At 70.5% G+C, this 18,288-nt stretch carries 18 protein-coding genes and 1 tRNA gene; 10 read left to right on the top strand and 9 right to left on the bottom strand.

The window, feature by feature from the left end; translation table 11 throughout:
• Nucleotides 1-30 precede the first annotated feature (30 nt).
• A complete protein-coding gene (locus tag ACIRF9_RS32030; protein WP_403829181.1) occupies nt 31-1,056 on the bottom strand; it encodes a P1 family peptidase in 1,026 nt (341 codons plus the stop codon).
• A gap of 41 nt (nt 1,057-1,097) precedes the next feature.
• Nucleotides 1,098-2,309 (bottom strand): low temperature requirement protein A, encoded by a 1,212-nt coding sequence (locus ACIRF9_RS32025; RefSeq protein ID WP_403829179.1) that lies wholly within the window; start codon nt 2,307-2,309, stop codon nt 1,098-1,100.
• A gap of 62 nt (nt 2,310-2,371) precedes the next feature.
• On the opposite strand from ACIRF9_RS32025, the gene ACIRF9_RS32020 reads away from it, so the two are divergent.
• Nucleotides 2,372-2,554 (top strand): hypothetical protein, encoded by a 183-nt coding sequence (locus ACIRF9_RS32020; RefSeq protein ID WP_403829176.1) that lies wholly within the window; start codon nt 2,372-2,374, stop codon nt 2,552-2,554.
• 76 nt (nt 2,555-2,630) lie between these two features.
• On the opposite strand, the gene ACIRF9_RS32015 is transcribed toward ACIRF9_RS32020, so the two are convergent.
• The 6 genes from ACIRF9_RS32015 to ACIRF9_RS31990 form a co-directional block, all read right to left on the bottom strand.
• A complete protein-coding gene (locus ACIRF9_RS32015) occupies nt 2,631-3,050 on the bottom strand; it encodes an MscL family protein (RefSeq protein ID WP_403829450.1) in 420 nt (139 codons plus the stop codon).
• Nucleotides 3,051-3,230: 180 nt separating this feature from the next.
• Nucleotides 3,231-3,782, bottom strand: a complete 552-nt coding sequence (locus ACIRF9_RS32010; RefSeq protein ID WP_403829174.1) for an RcpC/CpaB family pilus assembly protein — start codon at nt 3,780-3,782, stop codon at nt 3,231-3,233.
• A 211-nt stretch (nt 3,783-3,993) separates the two neighbouring features.
• Nucleotides 3,994-4,842, bottom strand: coding sequence for an S-methyl-5'-thioadenosine phosphorylase (locus tag ACIRF9_RS32005; protein ID WP_403829171.1), 849 nt, complete (start codon nt 4,840-4,842; stop codon nt 3,994-3,996).
• Nucleotides 4,843-4,978: 136 nt separating this feature from the next.
• A complete protein-coding gene (locus ACIRF9_RS32000; protein ID WP_403829168.1) occupies nt 4,979-5,302 on the bottom strand; it encodes an FmdB family zinc ribbon protein in 324 nt (107 codons plus the stop codon).
• Between the two features lie 67 nt (nt 5,303-5,369).
• Nucleotides 5,370-6,662: an MFS transporter gene (locus ACIRF9_RS31995; protein WP_403829166.1), complete on the bottom strand. Its 1,293-nt coding sequence runs from the start codon at nt 6,660-6,662 to the stop codon at nt 5,370-5,372.
• A gap of 289 nt (nt 6,663-6,951) precedes the next feature.
• Nucleotides 6,952-8,499 carry a potassium/proton antiporter gene (locus tag ACIRF9_RS31990; RefSeq protein ID WP_403829163.1) on the bottom strand — a complete coding sequence of 516 codons (1,548 nt, stop codon included), beginning with the start codon at nt 8,497-8,499 and terminating at the stop codon, nt 6,952-6,954.
• Between the two features lie 205 nt (nt 8,500-8,704).
• Between ACIRF9_RS31990 and ACIRF9_RS31985 the strand changes: the two genes are divergently transcribed.
• The gene (locus ACIRF9_RS31985) at nt 8,705-11,497 is read left to right on the top strand and encodes a penicillin acylase family protein (protein ID WP_403829161.1); all 2,793 of its coding nucleotides are present in this window, start codon (nt 8,705-8,707) and stop codon (nt 11,495-11,497) included.
• A 60-nt stretch (nt 11,498-11,557) separates the two neighbouring features.
• Here ACIRF9_RS31985 and ACIRF9_RS31980 read toward each other — a convergent pair whose 3' ends face one another.
• Nucleotides 11,558-12,133 carry a 5-formyltetrahydrofolate cyclo-ligase gene (locus tag ACIRF9_RS31980; protein ID WP_403829158.1) on the bottom strand — a complete coding sequence of 192 codons (576 nt, stop codon included), beginning with the start codon at nt 12,131-12,133 and terminating at the stop codon, nt 11,558-11,560.
• Between the two features lie 132 nt (nt 12,134-12,265).
• On the opposite strand from ACIRF9_RS31980, the gene galU reads away from it, so the two are divergent.
• From galU to ACIRF9_RS31940, 8 genes are all read left to right on the top strand, one after another.
• Nucleotides 12,266-13,168, top strand: coding sequence for a UTP--glucose-1-phosphate uridylyltransferase GalU (gene galU / locus ACIRF9_RS31975; protein ID WP_403829155.1), 903 nt, complete (start codon nt 12,266-12,268; stop codon nt 13,166-13,168).
• A gap of 5 nt (nt 13,169-13,173) precedes the next feature.
• Nucleotides 13,174-14,499 carry a gephyrin-like molybdotransferase Glp gene (gene glp, locus ACIRF9_RS31970; protein ID WP_403829153.1) on the top strand — a complete coding sequence of 442 codons (1,326 nt, stop codon included), beginning with the start codon at nt 13,174-13,176 and terminating at the stop codon, nt 14,497-14,499.
• Nucleotides 14,500-14,562: 63 nt separating this feature from the next.
• On the top strand, nt 14,563-15,042 hold the full coding sequence (gene moaC / locus ACIRF9_RS31965) for a cyclic pyranopterin monophosphate synthase MoaC (RefSeq protein ID WP_403829150.1): 480 nt from the start codon (nt 14,563-14,565) through the stop codon (nt 15,040-15,042).
• Nucleotides 15,039-15,563: a molybdenum cofactor biosynthesis protein B gene (locus ACIRF9_RS31960; RefSeq protein WP_403829148.1), complete on the top strand. Its 525-nt coding sequence runs from the start codon at nt 15,039-15,041 to the stop codon at nt 15,561-15,563. Before moaC ends, ACIRF9_RS31960 begins: the two co-directional genes overlap by 4 nt.
• Complete coding sequence (locus ACIRF9_RS31955; protein WP_403829448.1) at nt 15,560-16,186, top strand: GNAT family N-acetyltransferase; 627 nt, start codon at nt 15,560-15,562, stop codon at nt 16,184-16,186. The genes ACIRF9_RS31960 and ACIRF9_RS31955 overlap by 4 nt, the downstream gene beginning before the upstream one ends.
• Nucleotides 16,187-16,333: 147 nt before the next feature.
• Nucleotides 16,334-17,611 carry a gephyrin-like molybdotransferase receptor GlpR gene (glpR, locus tag ACIRF9_RS31950; RefSeq protein ID WP_403829145.1) on the top strand — a complete coding sequence of 426 codons (1,278 nt, stop codon included), beginning with the start codon at nt 16,334-16,336 and terminating at the stop codon, nt 17,609-17,611.
• Between the two features lie 91 nt (nt 17,612-17,702).
• Nucleotides 17,703-17,776, top strand: a tRNA-Ala gene (locus tag ACIRF9_RS31945).
• 238 nt (nt 17,777-18,014) lie between these two features.
• Nucleotides 18,015-18,236, top strand: a complete 222-nt coding sequence (locus ACIRF9_RS31940; protein ID WP_403829142.1) for a hypothetical protein — start codon at nt 18,015-18,017, stop codon at nt 18,234-18,236.
• Nucleotides 18,237-18,288: the final 52 nt, after the last annotated feature.

The raw sequence follows: 18,288 nt of genomic DNA, 5'->3' as shown, positions 1-18,288 counted from the left end.
GAACTCCATCACGTGACAGAACCGGGACAATCACCCGCCGTACAACTCCGTGTACGACGGCCACCTCCCGCCCGGTCCGTCCACCGGCTCGGCAGCCCGCACGGCTCGTACGATCGCGCGGGTCACCATGTCCGCGCCCGCCGCCAGGATGTCGTTCAGGTGCATCGGGTCTGCCGAGGCGAGCGGCCGGGCGCCCGTGGCGAGGGTGAAGACGGTGTCCCCGTCGTGAAGCAGGTGCACCGGACGCACGGCACGCGCGATGCCATCGTGTGCCGTGCCCGCCAGCTTCTGCGCCTGCGCCTTCGTCAGGTCCGCGTCGGTGGCGACCACCACGAGCGTCGTGTTCAGCGGGGGAGGGGCGTTCTTCGCGGCGCTCTGGGCGAGACGCCGACGCGCGGCCTCATGCACGCGCGCCTCCGGATACTCCACGCGCCCCTGGAACAGCTCCCCGTACAGCACCCCCGTCTCCGGATCCGTCACCGAACCGACCGCGTTGGCCACCACCAGCGCGGCCACCGTGATCCCCGAGTCCAGCAGGACGCTCGCGCTGCCGACGCCGCCCTTCATCGGCCCGACCGCCGCGCCCGTCCCGGCGCCCACGCATCCCTGCCGCACCCGCGCCCCGGGCGCGCTTGCCGCAGCGGCCTCGACCGCGGCCCGGCCGAGCGCCGCGTCCGGGCGGGCCCGGAAGTCACCACCCCGCCCCAGATCGAAGACACACGCGGCAGGCACCACCGGCACCACATGCGCGGGATCCGCACCGACGGGCACCCCACGCCCCTGCTCCTCCAGCCACGCCATCACACCGGACGCCGCGTCGAGCCCGTAGGCACTGCCACCGGTCAGCACCACCGCGTCCACCCGCTGCACCACGTTGCGCGGGTCGAGGGCGTCGGTCTCCTTGGTGCCGGGACCACCGCCGCGCACGTCCACGGCGGCGACGGCACCGCCCTCCGGCGCGAGCACGACCGTGGTACCGGTGAGCCAACCGTCGCCGACACGGGTGGCATGCCCCACCCGCACACCCGCGACATCCGTCAGAGCGTCAACTGTCATGGAAGCCAGTCTCGCCCAGCCCGGGGCCCGGTACGGCAATGTCAGCCGGCCCGGTCGGAGGCGTGCCCCGTGCTCTCCCGCGCGACCATGCGCGCCGTGAGCGTCGTTCCCGTCGCCACCGCCAGCGCCGACACCAGGCCGGCCGCCAGGACCGCCCAGTCCTCGAGGAAGGTGCAGCAGATCACCAGCAGCGCGGTGACCGGCAGCACCAACTGCTGGGCCAGGCCCACCTTGAAGTAACGGGAGTGCAGCGCCCAGACGGTGAGCAGGTACAGGGCCGTCGGCAGGGTCACCGCCGCCGACGCGGCGAGCGCCGACAGATGGGCCTCGCCGACCGCTTCCTCCACCGCAACCTCCAGCCCCGCACCGATCGCGGCGGCCGAGGCGAACACGACGTAGTGGCCGTAGCCCCACAGGAACGCCTGCTTGTTGGAGCTCAGATGGCCGTGGATGGGCACCACGAAGTAGATCCACCACGCAGCGAAGACGATCAGCAGCCCACCCACCGCGATCGGCAGCAACTCGCCGAGGGCGTTGTCCTCGTCGAGGGCGGTCTTCACGGCGACCGTCGCCGCCGCGATCGTCTCGCCCAGCACGATGATCGTGAACAGGCCGTACCGCTCCGCGATGTGGTGGGGATGCCAGGACGTCGGATGATCCTTCTCCGCGTAGGCCGGCACACACAACTCGATCAGCGCCATCACCAGGAACAGCCACAGCCTGGCGTCCTCGGGCAGGATCACCAGCCCCGCCCAGCCGATGGTGCACAGCACCACCCCGGCGGCGTACCGCAGCGCCATCGTCCGCTCCGGGCCTTCGGTGGACCACGCGACGCGCAGCCACTGCGAGCTCAGCGCGAACCTCATGATCGCGTAGCCCAACCAGACGGCCACGAACTCGTGGTCCTCGAACGCCCGCGACACGCCCGCCGCCAGCACCAGCACCCCGGCGATCTGCACCAGCGTGACCACCCGGTACAGGACGTCGTCGTTGTCGTACGCCGACGCGAACCACGTGAAGTTCATCCACGCCCACCAGATGGCGAAGAACACCATCGCGTAGTTGAGGATGCCCTCCCCCGTGTGGGACTCGGCCACGGCGTGCACCAACTGCGCGCCCGCCTGGGCGATGGCTACAACGAAGCACAGGTCGAAGAACAGCTCGAGCGGGGTGGCGACCCGGTGTGCCTCGCCGCGCCCCCGCGCGGTCAGTCTGCGCAGGGCGCTCGTGCGATCGGGAGTACTGGACGTCATGGGGCACAGCACAGCAGATGAGCGGGGGAATGTCCTGGGGCACGGGGCCGTACCCTGGAGGCATGAGCACCCCCGCCGCCCCCGAGCCGCGCGACCCGAAGGCCGCGCTGGTCTTCGACGATCCGCTGGACCGGCAGTCCTCGGACGACACGGACCGCGGCTGGGGCGAGCGTCCGGCCGCCTCCGGCGACAGCGCGGCCGACCTCAGGCGCTTCCTGGACGAGAAGCCCCCGCACCACCTCTGAACCGCCGACGAGGCACTGCCGCACCACCGCTGAACCGTCGACGAGACGCCGCCCCACCACTTCCGAAGAGCGGTGCCTACCGCTCGCCGGGGCTCGCGTTGCGCTGGGCGACCAGCGCGTCGCGGATCTCCTTGAGCACCTCCAGTTCGGTCACCTCGATGACCTCCTGCGTGCCCTCCCGCGCCTTCCTGCGCGCCTCCACCCGTGCCAGGTACTTCGCCATGGGCAGCACCATCAGGAAGTAGACCACCGCCGCCGTGATCACGAAGGTGAGGGTGGCGCCGAGAACCGAACCCCACAGGATGCGGACGCCCGTCGCGCTGTCGCCGGTACCCGTGCAGGGACCCTTGATGCAGGAGTTGTAGCTGTCCAGGTTCTTCGTCCCGATCGCGCCGATGACGGGGTTGATGATCCCCTTCACCACCGAGTTCACGATGTTCGTGAAGGCCGCGCCGATCACCACCGCCACAGCCAGATCGACGACGTTCCCGCGCATCAGGAAGGCCTTGAAGCCCTGCCAGATGTTCGGTTCCTTCTTCTTGTCGCTCACCTCGGGGACTCTCCTCGTCTGTACAGGCCGGGCCACTGGTTGTGGAACGAACAGCTCCGAAACCTACGTGACCATGCGCCGGATGTACTCCATCCGGTACCTCCAACGAGGGTTTTGACTTCTTCTTCACCACAGGGTCACCGCCAGCCGTGCCGTCGCGCTAGCGCCCGCCAGGCGCGACGCGGTGGAGCGGGGCACCGACAGTACGACCAGCGCGCCGCCGTCACCGGCACCCATGGACGACTCCAGCGGCTCCGGCACCTTCGTCACGAGCGCCCCACGCGCGACCACCCGCGCCTCTCCGCCGGCCGGCGCCCGCTCGGCGGTGGTGACGGCGAGGACGTCGACCCGGTCACCGGGCCGCAACAGCCGTACGGTCGCGGCATCGGCGATCCGCACCGGCGCCGTCACCTTCTCGCCCGTGTGACGCCTGTTCTCGCCCGTGTGACGCCTGTGGACGGGGGCGTCGCCCGTCGAGGGCCGCGCGCGTGCGTACGAACCCTCGCCCCCGCCCGGATGTCCCGGCGCCGGAGCCGGATCACCGCCCCTCGGTCCTGCCGCGACGAGCGCGACGGCGGTGACGGCGAGGCCCAGCGCGACGGCCCGCTGCCGGTTCCGCACGAGCCGGCGCAGCCCGCTCCACCCGCCCTTGACGCGGACGGGAGAGAACTGCGGCACCTCGCACGGGGGAGGGACCGGGGGAGAAGGAGGACGAGGGGACAACGGGATCACCACCTGCGGCGAGGGATCGGTTTGCACCGGCCACGATGACCGTTCACACCGCCGGCCGCCGGAGCCGGTGGATCATCCACGGGTTGTGGAAAACTTCCTCACGCGAACGAGGAGTTCCGCCCGCCGCACCTACCCTCGCCGCCCCGCAGACCCCCGGCTACGGCAGTTCGAACCCCGGATCCATCCCGCCCAGCGCCTTCCCGCACCCGCAGTCCCGTTCCTCGTTCGACGGCAGTGCGGCCACCGCGTCGAACAGCACGCCCCGCAGCCGGTCCACGTTCGCCGCGAACACCGTCAGCACTTCCTCGTGCGACACGCCCTCACCGGACTCGGCACCCGCGTCCAGGTCGGTGACCAGGGTCAACGACGCGTAGCAGAGCTCCAGTTCACGGGCGAGCGCCGCCTCCGGATGGCCTGTCATGCCCACCACCGACCAGCCCTGTGCCTGGTGCCACAACGACTCGGCGCGGGTCGAGAACCGGGGCCCCTCGACGACGACCAGCGTCCCGCCGTCCACCGGCTCCCACTCCCGTCCGCGGGCCGCCTTCAGCGCGGCCGCACGCCCGGCGGGGCAGTAGGGGTCGGCCAGGGACACGTGCACCACGTTGGGCACGGTGCCGTCGGGCAGCGGCAGCCCGTCGAAGTAGGTCCCGATCCTCGACTTCGTGCGGTCGACCAGCTGATCGGGCACCAGCAGTGTGCCGGGCCCGTACTCGGGGCGCAGACCGCCCACGGCGCACGGCCCCAGGATCTGGCGCGCCCCCACCGAGCGCAGGGCCCACAGATTGGCCCGGTAGTTGATCCGGTGGGGCGGCAGATGGTGGCCGCGTCCGTGCCGGGGCAGGAAGGCGACCCGCCGGCCGGCGATCTCGCCGAGGAAGAGGGAGTCGCTGGGCGACCCGTAGGGGGTGTCCACCTGGATCTCGGTGACGTCGTCCAGGAACGAGTAGAACCCCGACCCGCCGATGACGCCGATCTCTACCGAGCCGCTGTCTGCCTTCGCCATGACCAGCACAGTAGCCCGAATCGAACACGACCTGATCTGGGGCGCGGAATCACCTCGATGTCGGGGAAGCCCCTCTGGGGAGCAGAAACACCGAGGACCCTGTCGTCGTACGACGACAGGGTCCTGGCAGGAAGCCTTACGCGGCGGAGGTGCCCGCCGAGGTGCTGGAGCTCGACTTCGAGTCCGAGGAGGACGACGAAGAAGAGGACGAAGAGGAGTCCGAGGAGGAGGACGAGGACGTCGACGACTTCGACGACGACGCCGGCGAGCTGCTCGACGAGGAGCCGCGGCTGTCGTTGCGGTAGAAACCGGAGCCCTTGAAGACGATGCCGACCGCGGAGAACACCTTCTTGAGGCGGCCACCGCAGTTGGGGCACTTGGTCAGGGCGTCGTCGGTGAACTTCTGCACCGCCTCGAGGCCCTCGCCGCACTCGGTGCACTGGTACTGGTAGGTCGGCACTGTCTTCCTCCTGGCACTCTTACTCAGTGAGTGCTAACGACGGTCCATAGTGACGTATTCCTGAGGATCAGTCCACTGTCAACGGCACTCGGTGACCGACGCCACGCGCGACGGTACGGCCACGGGGGCGCGTCGCCAGCCGCGATCGCAGTGCCAGCAGAGTGGCCAGGGCCAGCAGTGTGCCGCCCATCGGCACCAGGAAGCCGGCGCCGCCCCAGAAGCGGTCCTCCAGCTGTCCGGCGACCGTGACGGCGGCCGCCTGCCCGAGCGCGACCGCGCCCGTCAGCCAGGTGAACGCCTCGGTGCGTGCCCCGGCCGGAACCAGGCCCTCGACCAGCGTGTAGCCCGTGATCAGCGCGGGCGCGATGCACATGCCGACCAGCAGACCCACGCCCGCCAGCACGAGTACCGAGTGCGCGGCCCACAGGCCGGAGGCCGTCAGCGCGAGGGCGGCGTACCCGACGACCAGGCGGTGCTGCGGGGCGGTCTTCCAGGCGACCGCGCCGCAGACCAGGCCGGAGAGCATGTTGCCCGCGGCGAACGTCCCGTACAGGACACCGTTCAGACCGGGCTCTCCGATGGACTCGGCGAACGCGGCCAGCGAGACCTGCATGCCGCCGAAGACCGAGCCGATGCCCAGGAAGGTCACGATCAGTACGCGCACGCCGGACACGCGCAGCGCCGAAGCATGCTCCACGCGCGTGTGCCCGGCGACGGCGACCGGCGGCTGGGTGCTCTTCTGCGCGGCGAACAGCAGACCGCCGAGCAGGGTCAGGGAGGCCTCTGTGATCAGCCCGGCGGCCGGGTTCACGGCGGTGCACAGGGCGGTCGCGAACAGCGGGCCGACGACGAAGGTCAGCTCGTCGGTGACGGACTCGAAGGCCGCCGCCGTGGTCATCAGCGGCGACCCCTTCAGCCGCACGCCCCAGCGGGCCCGCACCATGGGCCCGATCTGCGGCACCGAGGCGCCCGTGGGCACGGCCGCCGCGAACAGCGCCCACAGGGGGGCGTGGGCCAGGGCGAGCGCCGTCAGGGCCAGGCCTGACACAGCGTGCACGAGGACGCCGGGGATCAGCACCGCGCGCTGCCCGTAGCGGTCGGCGAGACGCCCGCTGTAGGGCGCGAACAGCGCCATGGAGACGCCGGTGACCGCGGCGGCGGCACCTGCCGCGCCGTAGGAGCCGGTGGTGTGCTGCACGAGCAGCACGATGGAGAGGGTGAGCATCGCGAACGGCTGGCGTGCCGCGAAGCCGGGCAACAGAAACGTCCATGCACCGCGCGTGCGCAGCAGCTGCCCGTATCCCGGGCGGGAGGAGGCCGGCGAATTCTTCGACGGCTCGGTGGTGACCGTGGATGCCACGGCCCGTGCCTTTCTGCCGCCTGGTAGCGCGACCCCACTGTGCGGGCGAGGGGCGCCGAGAGCTGTCCTCTTGCGCTACTGCGGTAGATACCGGTGCCCGTGAGGGAGGCGTCCCGGCCGCCATACGTTCGCGCCAGCTCTGCGTCAGGCAGAGTTGGTTCGATCAAGGTGCGCCTTCATCGTACAGGGAGTGATGATCGCCGTACCTGTGAAAATGAGCACCATGGGGCCGGGCGCCTCGGATTGAACGGGGTGTGAACGGTAGGAAACGCGCACTTAACGTGTGCGCCTAGCGGCCGCCGTCCGTGCCCAGCCATCCGGCCAGCTTGCCCCCGTGTCCCACGGCGCGCAGGCGTTTTTCGGCCGCGTCGCGGACGGGGTCGGTGGCGACGACGAGGAGTTCGTCACCGTGCCGCAGCACGGTCGTCGGCAGCGGAACGAACGATTTTCCATCGCGGACGACGAGGGTGACGGCGGCCCCGGCCGGCAGCCGCAGCTCGTTGACCTCGACGCCGTGCATCTTCGAGCCCTCGGGGATCGCGACGGACAGCAGGTGCCCGCGCAGCCGCTCCAGGGGCGCCGACTCGACCCCGAGGTCGGCGGCCTCGGAGTCCTCGCCCAGGCGCAGCCGGCCGGCCAGCCAGGGCAGCGTCGGCCCCTGGACCAGCGTGTAGACGACGACGAGGACGAAGACGATGTTGAAGACGCGCTGGCTGCCCTCGATGCCGCTCACCATGGGGATCGTCGCCAGGATGATGGGGACGGCGCCGCGCAGCCCCGCCCAGGACATCAGCGTCTGCTCCTGCCAGGGCACCCGGAACGGCGTCAGGCACAGCACCACGCTCAGCGGACGCGCCACCATGGTCAGCACCAGGCCGATGACGAGTGCGGGCACCACGTCGTCGCCCAGTTCGTGCGGGGTGACCAGCAGGCCGAGCAGGACGAACATGCCGATCTGGGCGATCCAGCCGAGCCCGTCGGCGAACCCGCGTGTGGCGGGCCAGTGCGGCAGCTTCGCGTTGCCCATGACCATTGAGGCGAGGTAGACGCCCAGGAAGCCGCTGCCGTGGGCCAGGGCGCCGGCCGCGTAGGCCGTGACCGCGATCGCCATGACGGCGATCGGGTAGAGGCCGGAGGCGGGCAGCGCGACGTGCCTCAGGCCCCAGGAGCCGAGCCAGCCCACCGCGAGGCCGATGGCCGCGCCGATGGCCAGCTCCAGGGCGATCTCGCCCAACAGCACGTACCAGTGCTCGACGGGGCCGGTCTGGGAGAAGGCGACCACCAGGATGACCACGGGGGCGTCGTTGAAGCCGGACTCGGCCTCCAGCGTGCCCGTCACGCGCGCGGGGAGCGGAATTCGGCGCAGTACGGAGAAGACCGCCGCCGCGTCGGTCGAGGACACCACCGCGCCGATGATCAACGCCTGCCGCCAGTCCAGCCCCGACAGGTAGTGCGCTCCGGCGGCGGTGACGCCGACGCTCACCGCGACCCCGGCCAGCGCCAGTGCGGAGGCGGCCGGGAGCGCCGGCCTGATCTCCTTCCACTTCGTGCCCAGACCGCCCTCGGCGAGGATCACGACGAGGGCCGCGTACCCGATGACCTGGGTGAGTTCCGCGTTGTTGAAGTGGATGTCGCCGATGCCGTCCTGGCCCATGAGGACGCCGATGCCCAGGTACACGAGCAGGCTGGGGAGCCCGCTGCGCGAGGAGATCCGTACCGCTGCGACGGCGACGAGCAGGACGAGCGAGCAGACGAGCAGGAGCTGGTTGAGGTGGTGGACAGTCAGCGGCGGTTCCCTTCCCTGGCGCGCGACTCGCGCGCGGGCGCACACGTACATGGGACACGAAGCGGTGCGCTTCGGGCCCAACTACTTCGTTACCTTACCTAACTCTTGACGATTTCTTGACGCTCGGCGAGGCAAGATCGAACATCCTTCCGTGCTGGTACCCGACTCCGCGTCAAGTGGCGCGGACCCCTGCGCCTATGGTTGCTCCAGCACTCCAGGACCGCCTGCCGCTCGCGTTAGGACAGCAAGGACAGCGATGCCCCCCAACACCACCGCCACAACGGGTGACAAGCCCGGCAAGTCCGGCAGGAAGAAGGGGCGCAAAGCCCGTCTTATCGTGCTCGTACTGGTGCTGGCCGTCATCGGCGGCGTCGCCTTCGGCGGCTACTGGTCCATCAGCACCGTCCGGGCCTCCTTCCCGCAGACCAAGGGTTCGATCACGCTCGAAGGCCTGTCCGGGCCCGTGGACGTGAAGCGGGACAGCTATGGAATCCCGCAGATCTACGCGTCCTCCGACGAGGACCTGTTCATGGCGCAGGGCTACGTCCAGGCGCAGGACCGGTTCTACGAGATGGATGTGCGCCGCCACATGACCTCCGGACGCCTGTCCGAGATGTTCGGCAAGGGGCAGGTCGACAACGACGAGTTCCTGCGCACCCTGGGCTGGGACCGGATCGCCAAGGAGGAGTACGACGACAAACTGTCGGATTCCACCAAGAAGTACCTCCAGGCGTACGCCAAGGGAGTCAACGCCTACCTCAAGGGCAAGGACGCCGAGGACATCTCCCTGGAGTACGCGGCGCTCGGCTTCGTCAACGACTACAAGCCGGCCGAGTGGACCCCGGTCGACTCGATCTCCTGGCTGAAGGCGATGGCCTGGGACCTGCGCGGCAACATGCAGGACGAGATCGACCGCGCCCTGATGACGAGCCGCCTCGGCCCGCAGCAGATCGCGGACCTGTACCCGGAGTACCAGTACACCGGCGACGGCAAGACGATCGTCCAGGAGGGCGAGTACAACGAGCTCACCGAGGCGTTCGAACAGGGCGACGGCACGAGCGGCTCCGGCGGCACCTCCACGAGCGGCACCACGGGCGCGAGCGGCACGACGGGCGGCTCCGGGACCTCCGGGGACACCACGGGCCTGCAGAGCCAGCTGGAGGGCCTCTACAACGTCCTGGACGACCTGCCCACGGCCGTCGGCGTGAACGGCAACGGCATCGGCTCCAACTCCTGGGTCGTCTCCGGCAAGTACACGATCACCAACAAGCCTCTGCTGGCCAACGACCCGCACCTGTCGGCCTCGCTGCCGTCCGTCTGGTACCAGATGGGCCTGCACTGCCGCACCGTCTCCAGCAAGTGCCAGTACGACGTCACCGGCTACACCTTCGCGGGCATGCCCGGCGTGATCATCGGCCACAACCAGGACATCGCCTGGGGCATGACCAACTCCGGTGCCGACGTCACCGACCTCTACCTGGAGAAGCTCTCCGGCGACGGCTACCTCTACGACGGCAAGGTGAAGCCCTTCACCACGCGCACCGAGACCATCAAGGTCGCCGGCGGCAGCCCGAAGAAGATCGTCGTCCGGCAGACCGAGGACAAGATGCCCCTGCTGTCCGACCGCAGCAGGGAACTCGTCAAGGTCGGCCAGAAGGCCACCGTCGACAACGCGGCACCCGACCGCGGCGACGGCTACGGCGTCGCCCTGAAGTGGACCGCGCTGGAGCCCGGCAACACCATGGACGCCGTCTTCGCCATGAACAAGGCGAAGGACTGGGACGACTTCCGCGACGCGGCCAAGTCCTTCGACGTGCCCTCGCAGAACCTGATCTACGCCGACACCGACGGCAACATCGGCTACCAGCTGCCCGGAAAGATCCCCACGCGCGCGAAGGGCGACGACGGCTCGGTCCCGGTCGCGGGCTGGGAGTCCAAGCACGAGTGGACCGGCACCATCCCCTTCGACGCGCTGCCGTTCGAGTACAACCCCGAGCGCGGCTTCATCGTCACCGCCAACCAGGCCGTGATCGACGAGGACAAGTACCCCTTCACGATCACCACGGACTGGGGCTACGGCACCCGAAGCCAGCGCATCACCGACCTGATCAAGGAGAAGATCGAGGGCGGCGGCAAGATCTCCACCGACGACATGCGCCAGATGCAGCTGGACAACAGCAGTGAGATCGCCAAGGAGCTCGTCCCGACCCTGCTGAAGATCAACATCGACGACCCGGACGTCCGCGAGGCCCAGGACCTGCTGCAGAACTGGGACTACGTCCAGGACGCCGACTCGGCCGCGGCCGCCTATTTCAACGCGGTCTGGCGCAACATCCTCAAGCTCGCCTTCGGCAACAAGCTGCCCAAGGAGCTGCGGGTCGAGGGCCAGTGCCTGTGGGTCGACCCGGCCAACGCCACCAACGCGGTCGACGACACCGGCAAGGTCCGCGAGTGCGGCCAGCGCGACGCCGACCAGGCGCAGCCGGACGGCGGCGACCGCTGGTTCCAGGTCGTGCGCAACCTCATGGACAAGAAGGACAGCGACTGGTGGACGACGCCCAAGTCGGCCAGCGGCCGCCTCGGCGCCGACCACGACCGCGACGACCTGTTCGAGCGCGCCATGATCGACGCCCGCTGGGAGCTGACCGCGAAGCTCGGCAAGGACATCGACACCTGGAGCTGGGGCCGGCTGCACCGCCTGTTCCTGAAGAACCAGACCCTGGGCACCAGCGGACCCAGCTTCCTGCAGTACGTCCTCAACCGCGGCCCGTGGAAGCTCGGCGGCGGCGAGGCCGCGGTCGACGCGACCGGCTGGAACGCGGCCGGCGGCTACGGCGTCGTCTGGGTGCCGTCGATGCGCATGGTGGTCAACCTCGACGACTTCGACAAGTCGAAGTGGATCAACCTCACCGGCGCCTCGGGGCACGCCTTCAGCGCCCACTACACCGACCAGACCGGCAAGTGGGCCAAGGGCGAACTGCTCGACTGGGCCTCCTCGCAGAAGGCGGTCGACAAGAGCACCAGCGACACCCTCGTGCTCAAGCCGTGAGCGACTGAGCGCAGGAAAGGGGCCCTCCACGCGCGCGTGGAGGGCCCCTTTCTCGTGGGATCAGGGGAAGCGGCGCACCCCCGAGGGCGTCACCACCGCCCGCACCGGCCGGTCGTGCGCCTCCCCGGGGACGTGCTCGACGACCTCCGTGTCATACAGGAGCACCACCAGCGAGGGGTGGGCGCCGGCACGTTCCAAACGGGCCAGCACACGGTCGTACGACCCTCCGCCGCGCCCCAGGCGCATCCCGCGCGCGTCGACCGCGAGTCCCGGCAGCAGCACCACGTCCGCGCGTGTGACGGCGTCCGGGCCGAGCCGCTCGCCGACGGGTTCGAGAAGCTCCATCTTCCCGCCGTGCCGCACCGGCGCGAGGGAGCCGGCACCCTCGTAGGCGCCCCAGTCCAGGTCGTTGTCCGGCAGCAGTGCGGGGAGCAGAACGCGTACGCCCCGCGCGCGCAGTGCGTCCAGCAGCGCGAGCGTGCCGGGCTCGGTGCCCACGGAGACGTACGCCGCGACGGTGCGCGCGTGCGCCAACTCGGGCAACTCCAGGGCGTGCTCGGCCAGTGCGGCGGCGGCTTTCCGCACGTCGTCCGTCGTCAACCTGTTCCTCACGTGGAGGAACCCTTGCCGCAACATATGTTTGTCAGAGTCCGGTCTGCCGTTTCCCTGGTCCTTGGGTCGCACTTGCACTGCTCCAATACGCTCAAATGAACACTTATTAACCGGAGCTACAGATTCCTCTCAAAGGCACCGGATAAGGTTGCGGACATGACTCAGTCTCACCCCAGGATCAGCAAGGCTGTCATCCCTGCAGCGGGCCTCGGCACCCGGTTCCTCCCGGCGACCAAGGCCACTCCCAAGGAGATGCTGCCGGTCGTGGACAAGCCCGCGATCCAGTACGTGGTCGAGGAGGCCGTGTCCGCCGGACTCGACGACGTCCTCATGGTCACCGGCCGCAACAAGCGTCCCCTCGAGGACCACTTCGACCGCAACTACGAACTCGAGTCGGCACTCCAGAAGAAGGGCGACGCCGGGCGCCTCGCCAAGGTCCAGGAGTCCAGCGACCTCGCCACCATGCACTACGTCCGCCAGGGCGACCCCAAGGGTCTCGGCCACGCCGTCCTGTGCGCCGCCCCGCACGTCGGGCAGGAGCCGTTCGCCGTCCTGCTGGGCGACGACCTCATCGACCCCCGCGACCCGCTGCTCCAGCGGATGATCGATGTGCAGGAACTCTACGGCGGCAGCGTCGTCGCGCTCATGGAGGTCGATCCCGAGCAGATCCACCTCTACGGTTGCGCGGAAGTGGAGACCACTCCCGACAGCGATGTGGTCAAGGTGTCCGGCCTGGTGGAGAAGCCGGACCCGACGGACGCCCCGTCGAACTACGCGATCATCGGCCGCTACGTCCTCGACCCGAGCGTCTTCGACGTCCTGCGCGAGACCGAGCCGGGCCGCGGCGGCGAGATCCAGCTCACCGACGCCCTCCAGCTGCTCGCCCAGGACGAGAAGGCCGGCGGCCCGGTGCACGGCGTCGTCTTCAAGGGCCGCCGCTATGACACCGGCGACCGTGGCGACTACCTGCGTGCCATTGTCAGACTCGCGTGCGAACGTGAAGATCTGGGTCCGGACTTCCGGTCCTGGCTTCGCAGTTACGTCACCGAGGAGATGTAGCCACTTTGAGCACCGCCGCGCCCCGCCCCACCGAACAGGACCACCTCTGGTCGGTGGACGAACACCTGGAGGACATCCTCGCCACCGTCCGCCCCCTCGAACCCATCGAGCTGCAACTGCCCGACGCCCAGGGTTGCGTCCTGGTCGACGACGTCACGGTGGCGGTCTCCCTGCCGCCGTTCGACAACAGCTCCATGGACGGGTACGCGGTGCGGGTCGCGGATGTCGCGGGCGCGAGCGAGGAGTTCCCGGCGGCCCTGGAGGTCGTCGGGGACGTCGCGGCGGGCCAGGCGGCCGACCTGCTGTACGTGGGTCCGGGCCAGGCCGCGCGGATCATGACCGGCGCCCCGCTGCCGGCCGGCGCGGAAACCGTCGTCCCCGTGGAGTGGACCGACGGAGGCCTCGGCGAGGGCCCGGTCAGCGGGATGCGCGCCCGCAGCCTCGCCCCCGAGCAGGCCTCGGGGCACGTACGCGTGTACCGCCCCGCCGAGGCACGCGCGCACGTACGCGCGATGGGCAGCGACGTGAAGGCCGGCGACCGCGCCCTCGAAGCCGGCACCGTCCTCGGACCGCCCCAGATCGCCCTGCTCGCCGCGATCGGCCGCGGCACCGTACGCGTGCGCCCCCGCCCGCGCGTCGTCGTCCTGTCCACCGGCAGCGAACTCGTCCAGCCGGGCGAGGAACTGGGCGCCGGCCAGATCTACGACTCCAACAGCTTCGCCCTCACGGCCGCCGCCCGCGACGCCGGAGCCATCGCCTACCGGGTGGGCGCGGTCGCCGACGACGCCGAGACCCTCCGCTCCACCATCGAGGACCAGCTGGTCCGCGCCGACCTCCTCGTCACCACCGGAGGCGTGAGCGTCGGAGCGTACGACGTCGTCAAGGAGGCGCTGTCGCACGTCGGCGACGAGGACGAGGCGGGCAGCGGCATCGAGTTCCGCAAGCTCGCCATGCAGCCCGGCAAGCCCCAGGGCTTCGGCTCCATCGGCCCCGACCACATCCCCCTGCTGGCCCTGCCCGGCAACCCGGTGTCGTCGTACGTCTCCTTCGAACTGTTCGTCCGGCCCGCGATCCGCACCCTCATGGGACTCAAGGACGTCCACCGGCCCACCACGCGCGCGCGGTTGACCGCCGACAAGCCGATCACCTCGCCGAAGGGGCGCAGACAGTTCCTCCGCGCCACCTGCGCCGACGGCCGCGCCCGCCCCGTCGGCGGCGCGGGCTCCCACCTGGTGGCGGCCCTCGCGCACGCCGACGCGCTGATCGTGGTCCCCGAGGACGTGGTGTCGGTCGAGCCGGGCACCGACGTCGAGGTGGTCCTGCTCGGCTGAGCACTCCTGGTTGGGGGTACCGTGTCGCGCACAACAGGCCCGGACCGGGAGTGCCGACACAGCATGAGTACGCAGGACCGACTGACGCACATCGACGACGCCGGCGCCGCCCGCATGGTCGACGTATCCGGCAAGGACGTCACCGCGCGCACCGCGCGCGCCAGCGGACGCGTCCTCGTCTCACCCCGCGTGGTCGAGCTGCTGCGGGGCGAAGGCGTCCCCAAGGGTGACGCGCTGGCCACCGCGCGGATCGCGGGGATCATGGGCGCCAAGCGCACCCCCGACCTGATCCCGCTGTGCCACCCGTTGTCGGTCTCCGGTGTGAAACTGGACTTGTCGGTCGCGGACGACGCCGTGGAGATCAGTGCCACCGTGAAGACGACGGACCGCACGGGCGTCGAGATGGAGGCGCTCACCGCGGTCTCGGTCGCCGCGCTCACCGTGATCGACATGGTGAAGGCGGTCGACAAGGGAGCGGTCATCACGGACGTGCGCGTGGAGGAGAAGACGGGCGGCAAGTCGGGCGACTGGAGTCGGGCATGACGGCGGACACGGACGCGGGGTACCGGGCACTCGTCGTGACCGCCTCCAACCGGGCCGCGGCCGGCGTGTACGAGGACAAGGGCGGCCCGCTGATCGCCGAGGGGCTCAAGGGCTTCGGTTTCGCGGTCGACGGGCCCCGGGTCGTGCCCGACGGCGACCCGGTGGAGGCGGAGCTGCGCGCGGGCGCCGAGGCCGGTTACGACGTGATCGTCACCACCGGCGGCACGGGCATCTCACCCACCGACCGCACCCCCGAGGCGACCCGCCGCGTGATCGACCACGAGGTCCCCGGCATCCCCGAGGCCATCCGGGCGTACGGCAGGGACAAGGTGCCCACGGCCGCGCTGTCCCGGGGACTCGCGGGTGTCGCGGGCCGGACCCTGATCGTCAACCTGCCCGGCTCCACCGGCGGAGTGAAGGACGGCCTCGCCGTCCTGGAACCCCTGCTGAGGCACGCCGTGGACCAGATCAGGGGCGGAGACCACCCCAGACCGGCCGCCAGTACGGGGGGTGCGAGCTGAACGGCGCATCCTGGCCCGTCGAACTGACGGAGGGCGACATCGTCCTGCGGCCGATAAAGCTGCGCGACCAGCGGGCCTGGCGCGAGGTCAACCGGCGCAACCGGGACTGGCTGCGCCCCTGGGAGGCGACCATCCCGCCGCCCGCGCCCAGCGGGCCGATCGCGCATCGGCCGACCTACCGCCAGATGGTCCGCCACCTGCGCTCCGAGGCGAACGCCGGACGGATGCTGCCGTTCGTCATCGAGTACCAGGGACGGCTCGTCGGGCAGCTGACCGTCGCCGGGATCACCTGGGGGTCGATGTGCTCCGGGCACATCGGCTACTGGGTGGACGAGGCGGTGGCGGGCCGCGGGGTGATGCCCACGGCCGTGGCGCTCGTCGTCGACCACTGTTTCCGGACCGTGGGACTGCACCGCATCGAGGTGTGCATTCGTCCCGAGAACGGGCCCAGCCGCCGGGTCGTGGAGAAACTCGGATTCCGCGAGGAAGGGCTGCGGCCGCGCTATCTCCACATCGACGGCGCCTGGCGCGACCACCTCGTCTTCGCGCTCACGGCGGAGGAAGTGCCGGAGGGTCTGCTGGGCCGGTGGCGTCGCGCACGCTCCCGGAACGCGTCCAATTAAAAGGTGCCCCAAAGCTCCGAATAAACGTTCGAAAACGATCGGTTGATCGCACCGGTCGCAAAAAAAGCTCGAAATATCAGCCAGATCGTGCGACACACCGGCCCAATTGGCGGATGGCCTCACGCGAATCCCTCTACCGTGTGAGGGGTGAGCAGCAGCGGCCTCATCTACGCAGTCATTGTCGGGGCCTGGGCCGCCTACTTGGTGCCGATGTGGCTCCGTAGGCAGGACGAGCTGAACGAGGCCCGTCCGACGGAACGCTTCAGCACCGCCATCCGGCTGCTGTCCGGACGGGCGGGCATGGAGCGTCGGTACGCCAGGGACCTGCGGGCGCGCTCCACCGAGGAGGGGGAGCAGGACGCCGACGCCCCGGACGCCGTCACCGACTCGGTGGACGTCCGGGCCTTCGCCATGCCCCCGACCCGCCCACAGGCCAAGGCGCCGGTGCAGGAGCGGAGCCAGGGGCGCCCGGAGGCGGCGCGCGATCCGGCGCGCGAGCCTGCGGCCAAGCCCGCCCGCGACCATGCCCCCGACTCCGCGCCCGCGCAGACGCCCGCACGCGAGGGGAGCGCCGCGGCCCCGGCGCACCAGCGCGTACCGGCCGCACGACGCACCCCCGGCGCGCAGGCGGCCGCCGCCCGCAGCCAGCGCTCGAAGGCCCTCGCGCGCCGCAGGCGCACCACGATCCTGCTCTTCCTCGCCTTCACCCTCGGCGCCGTCGTCGCCGCCGTCGGGGGCCTCACGTTCCTGTGGGCGCCCGGCGTGCCCGCCGTCCTGCTCAGCGCGTACATCGCCTACCTGCGTTCCCAGGAGCGCCGGCGCTTCGCCTTCCAGATGGACCGCCGCCGCGCCGAGGTCGCCGCACAGCGCCTCCGCGAGCGTCAGCCCCGCCGCCGCGCCTCGGCGGCGGCCCCGGCCGCCGCGACCGCCGACCCCGGCCCCGACGCAGAGGAGCCGCACGAGCGCTCCGAGCCGGAGACCGACCCGGGCCTGCTGGCCCTGGCCGCCGACCGCAGGGCGCTCGTCGAACAGACCGATCACGCGGAGTGGGTCGACCAGCAGCGCGAGCGGCAGCGCCGGCCGGGCCACGGCGAGAGCTGGGACCCGGTCCCGGTCCCGCTGCCCACCTACGTGACCGCGCCGGTCGCGCCCCGGGCCACCTCCGACGTGGACCTCGGCGCACCGGACGCCTGGAGCTCGGCCCGGTCCAGCTCGGTCGCACCCGAACAGGACACGGCGGACGCCAGGGCCGTACCGGACGGGGAGGCGGACGAGCCGGACGGCGCGGACGGCCCGGCGGCGGACGGCGACGAACGCAGCGACGCCCGGCGCGCGGCCTCCGCCCGGCGCTCCCGCGAGCGCGGCCGCACCCCCCTCTTCGACCAGTACGAGGACGGCGAGCGGCCCCGGGCAGCCAACGAGTGACCCGGTCACCGGCCCCACGCCCGGCCTCCGGGCCTCGGGTAACGGATTTCCGAGCACGCCGATCGGGGTGCTAGAGTTTCACTCGTTGCAAGGGCCTGTGGCGCAGTCCGGTAGCGCACCTCGTTCGCATCGAGGGGGCCAGGGGTTCAAATCCCCTCAGGTCCACGCAGCATGAAGGTCCGCCCCCTCGGGGGCGGACCTTCTGCCATGTGTACGGTGATCCGTCCTCACCCTGGGCGGCGCAGGCGCTTGAAGTCGCGATCTGGTGTGACTTGGCCCTTATGTGTCGTACGTGTGACCTGATTTGCTCTCTTTTCGTGTTCGCGGCATGCATCGGGCCTCTCGGGCGTGACACTTTCCCCGCCGAAGAGGTTTGGCCAGGTGTAGAAGGAGAGCCATACCCATGTGGAACCAGATCTCACCAGCCCTGGGCATCGTGAATGTGCTCGTCGCCGGCTTCGCGGTGGTCGTCTGTCTCAAGGCGATCAGGCTTGCCTCCGCGAGTGCGAAGACCGCACGGCGTGCGGCCGAGGACGCCGAGGAGATGCGGCATATGGCTGCACGCCACGTTTCAAGACATGACTCCGGTACGACACAAGAGACGCGTCCGGTGCTAGACAGGTGAGTGACCGGCGGTCGCGTCCGTCGTTAGCCCGGCATGGGCCCGGTTCAGCTCA

It is taken from the genome of Streptomyces sp. NPDC096132 (assembly GCF_044763345.1).
Taxonomy (GTDB): domain Bacteria; phylum Actinomycetota; class Actinomycetes; order Streptomycetales; family Streptomycetaceae; genus Streptomyces.
The sequence above is the reverse complement of the archived record's forward strand: the minus strand, read 5'-3'. Positions and strand labels throughout refer to the sequence as shown.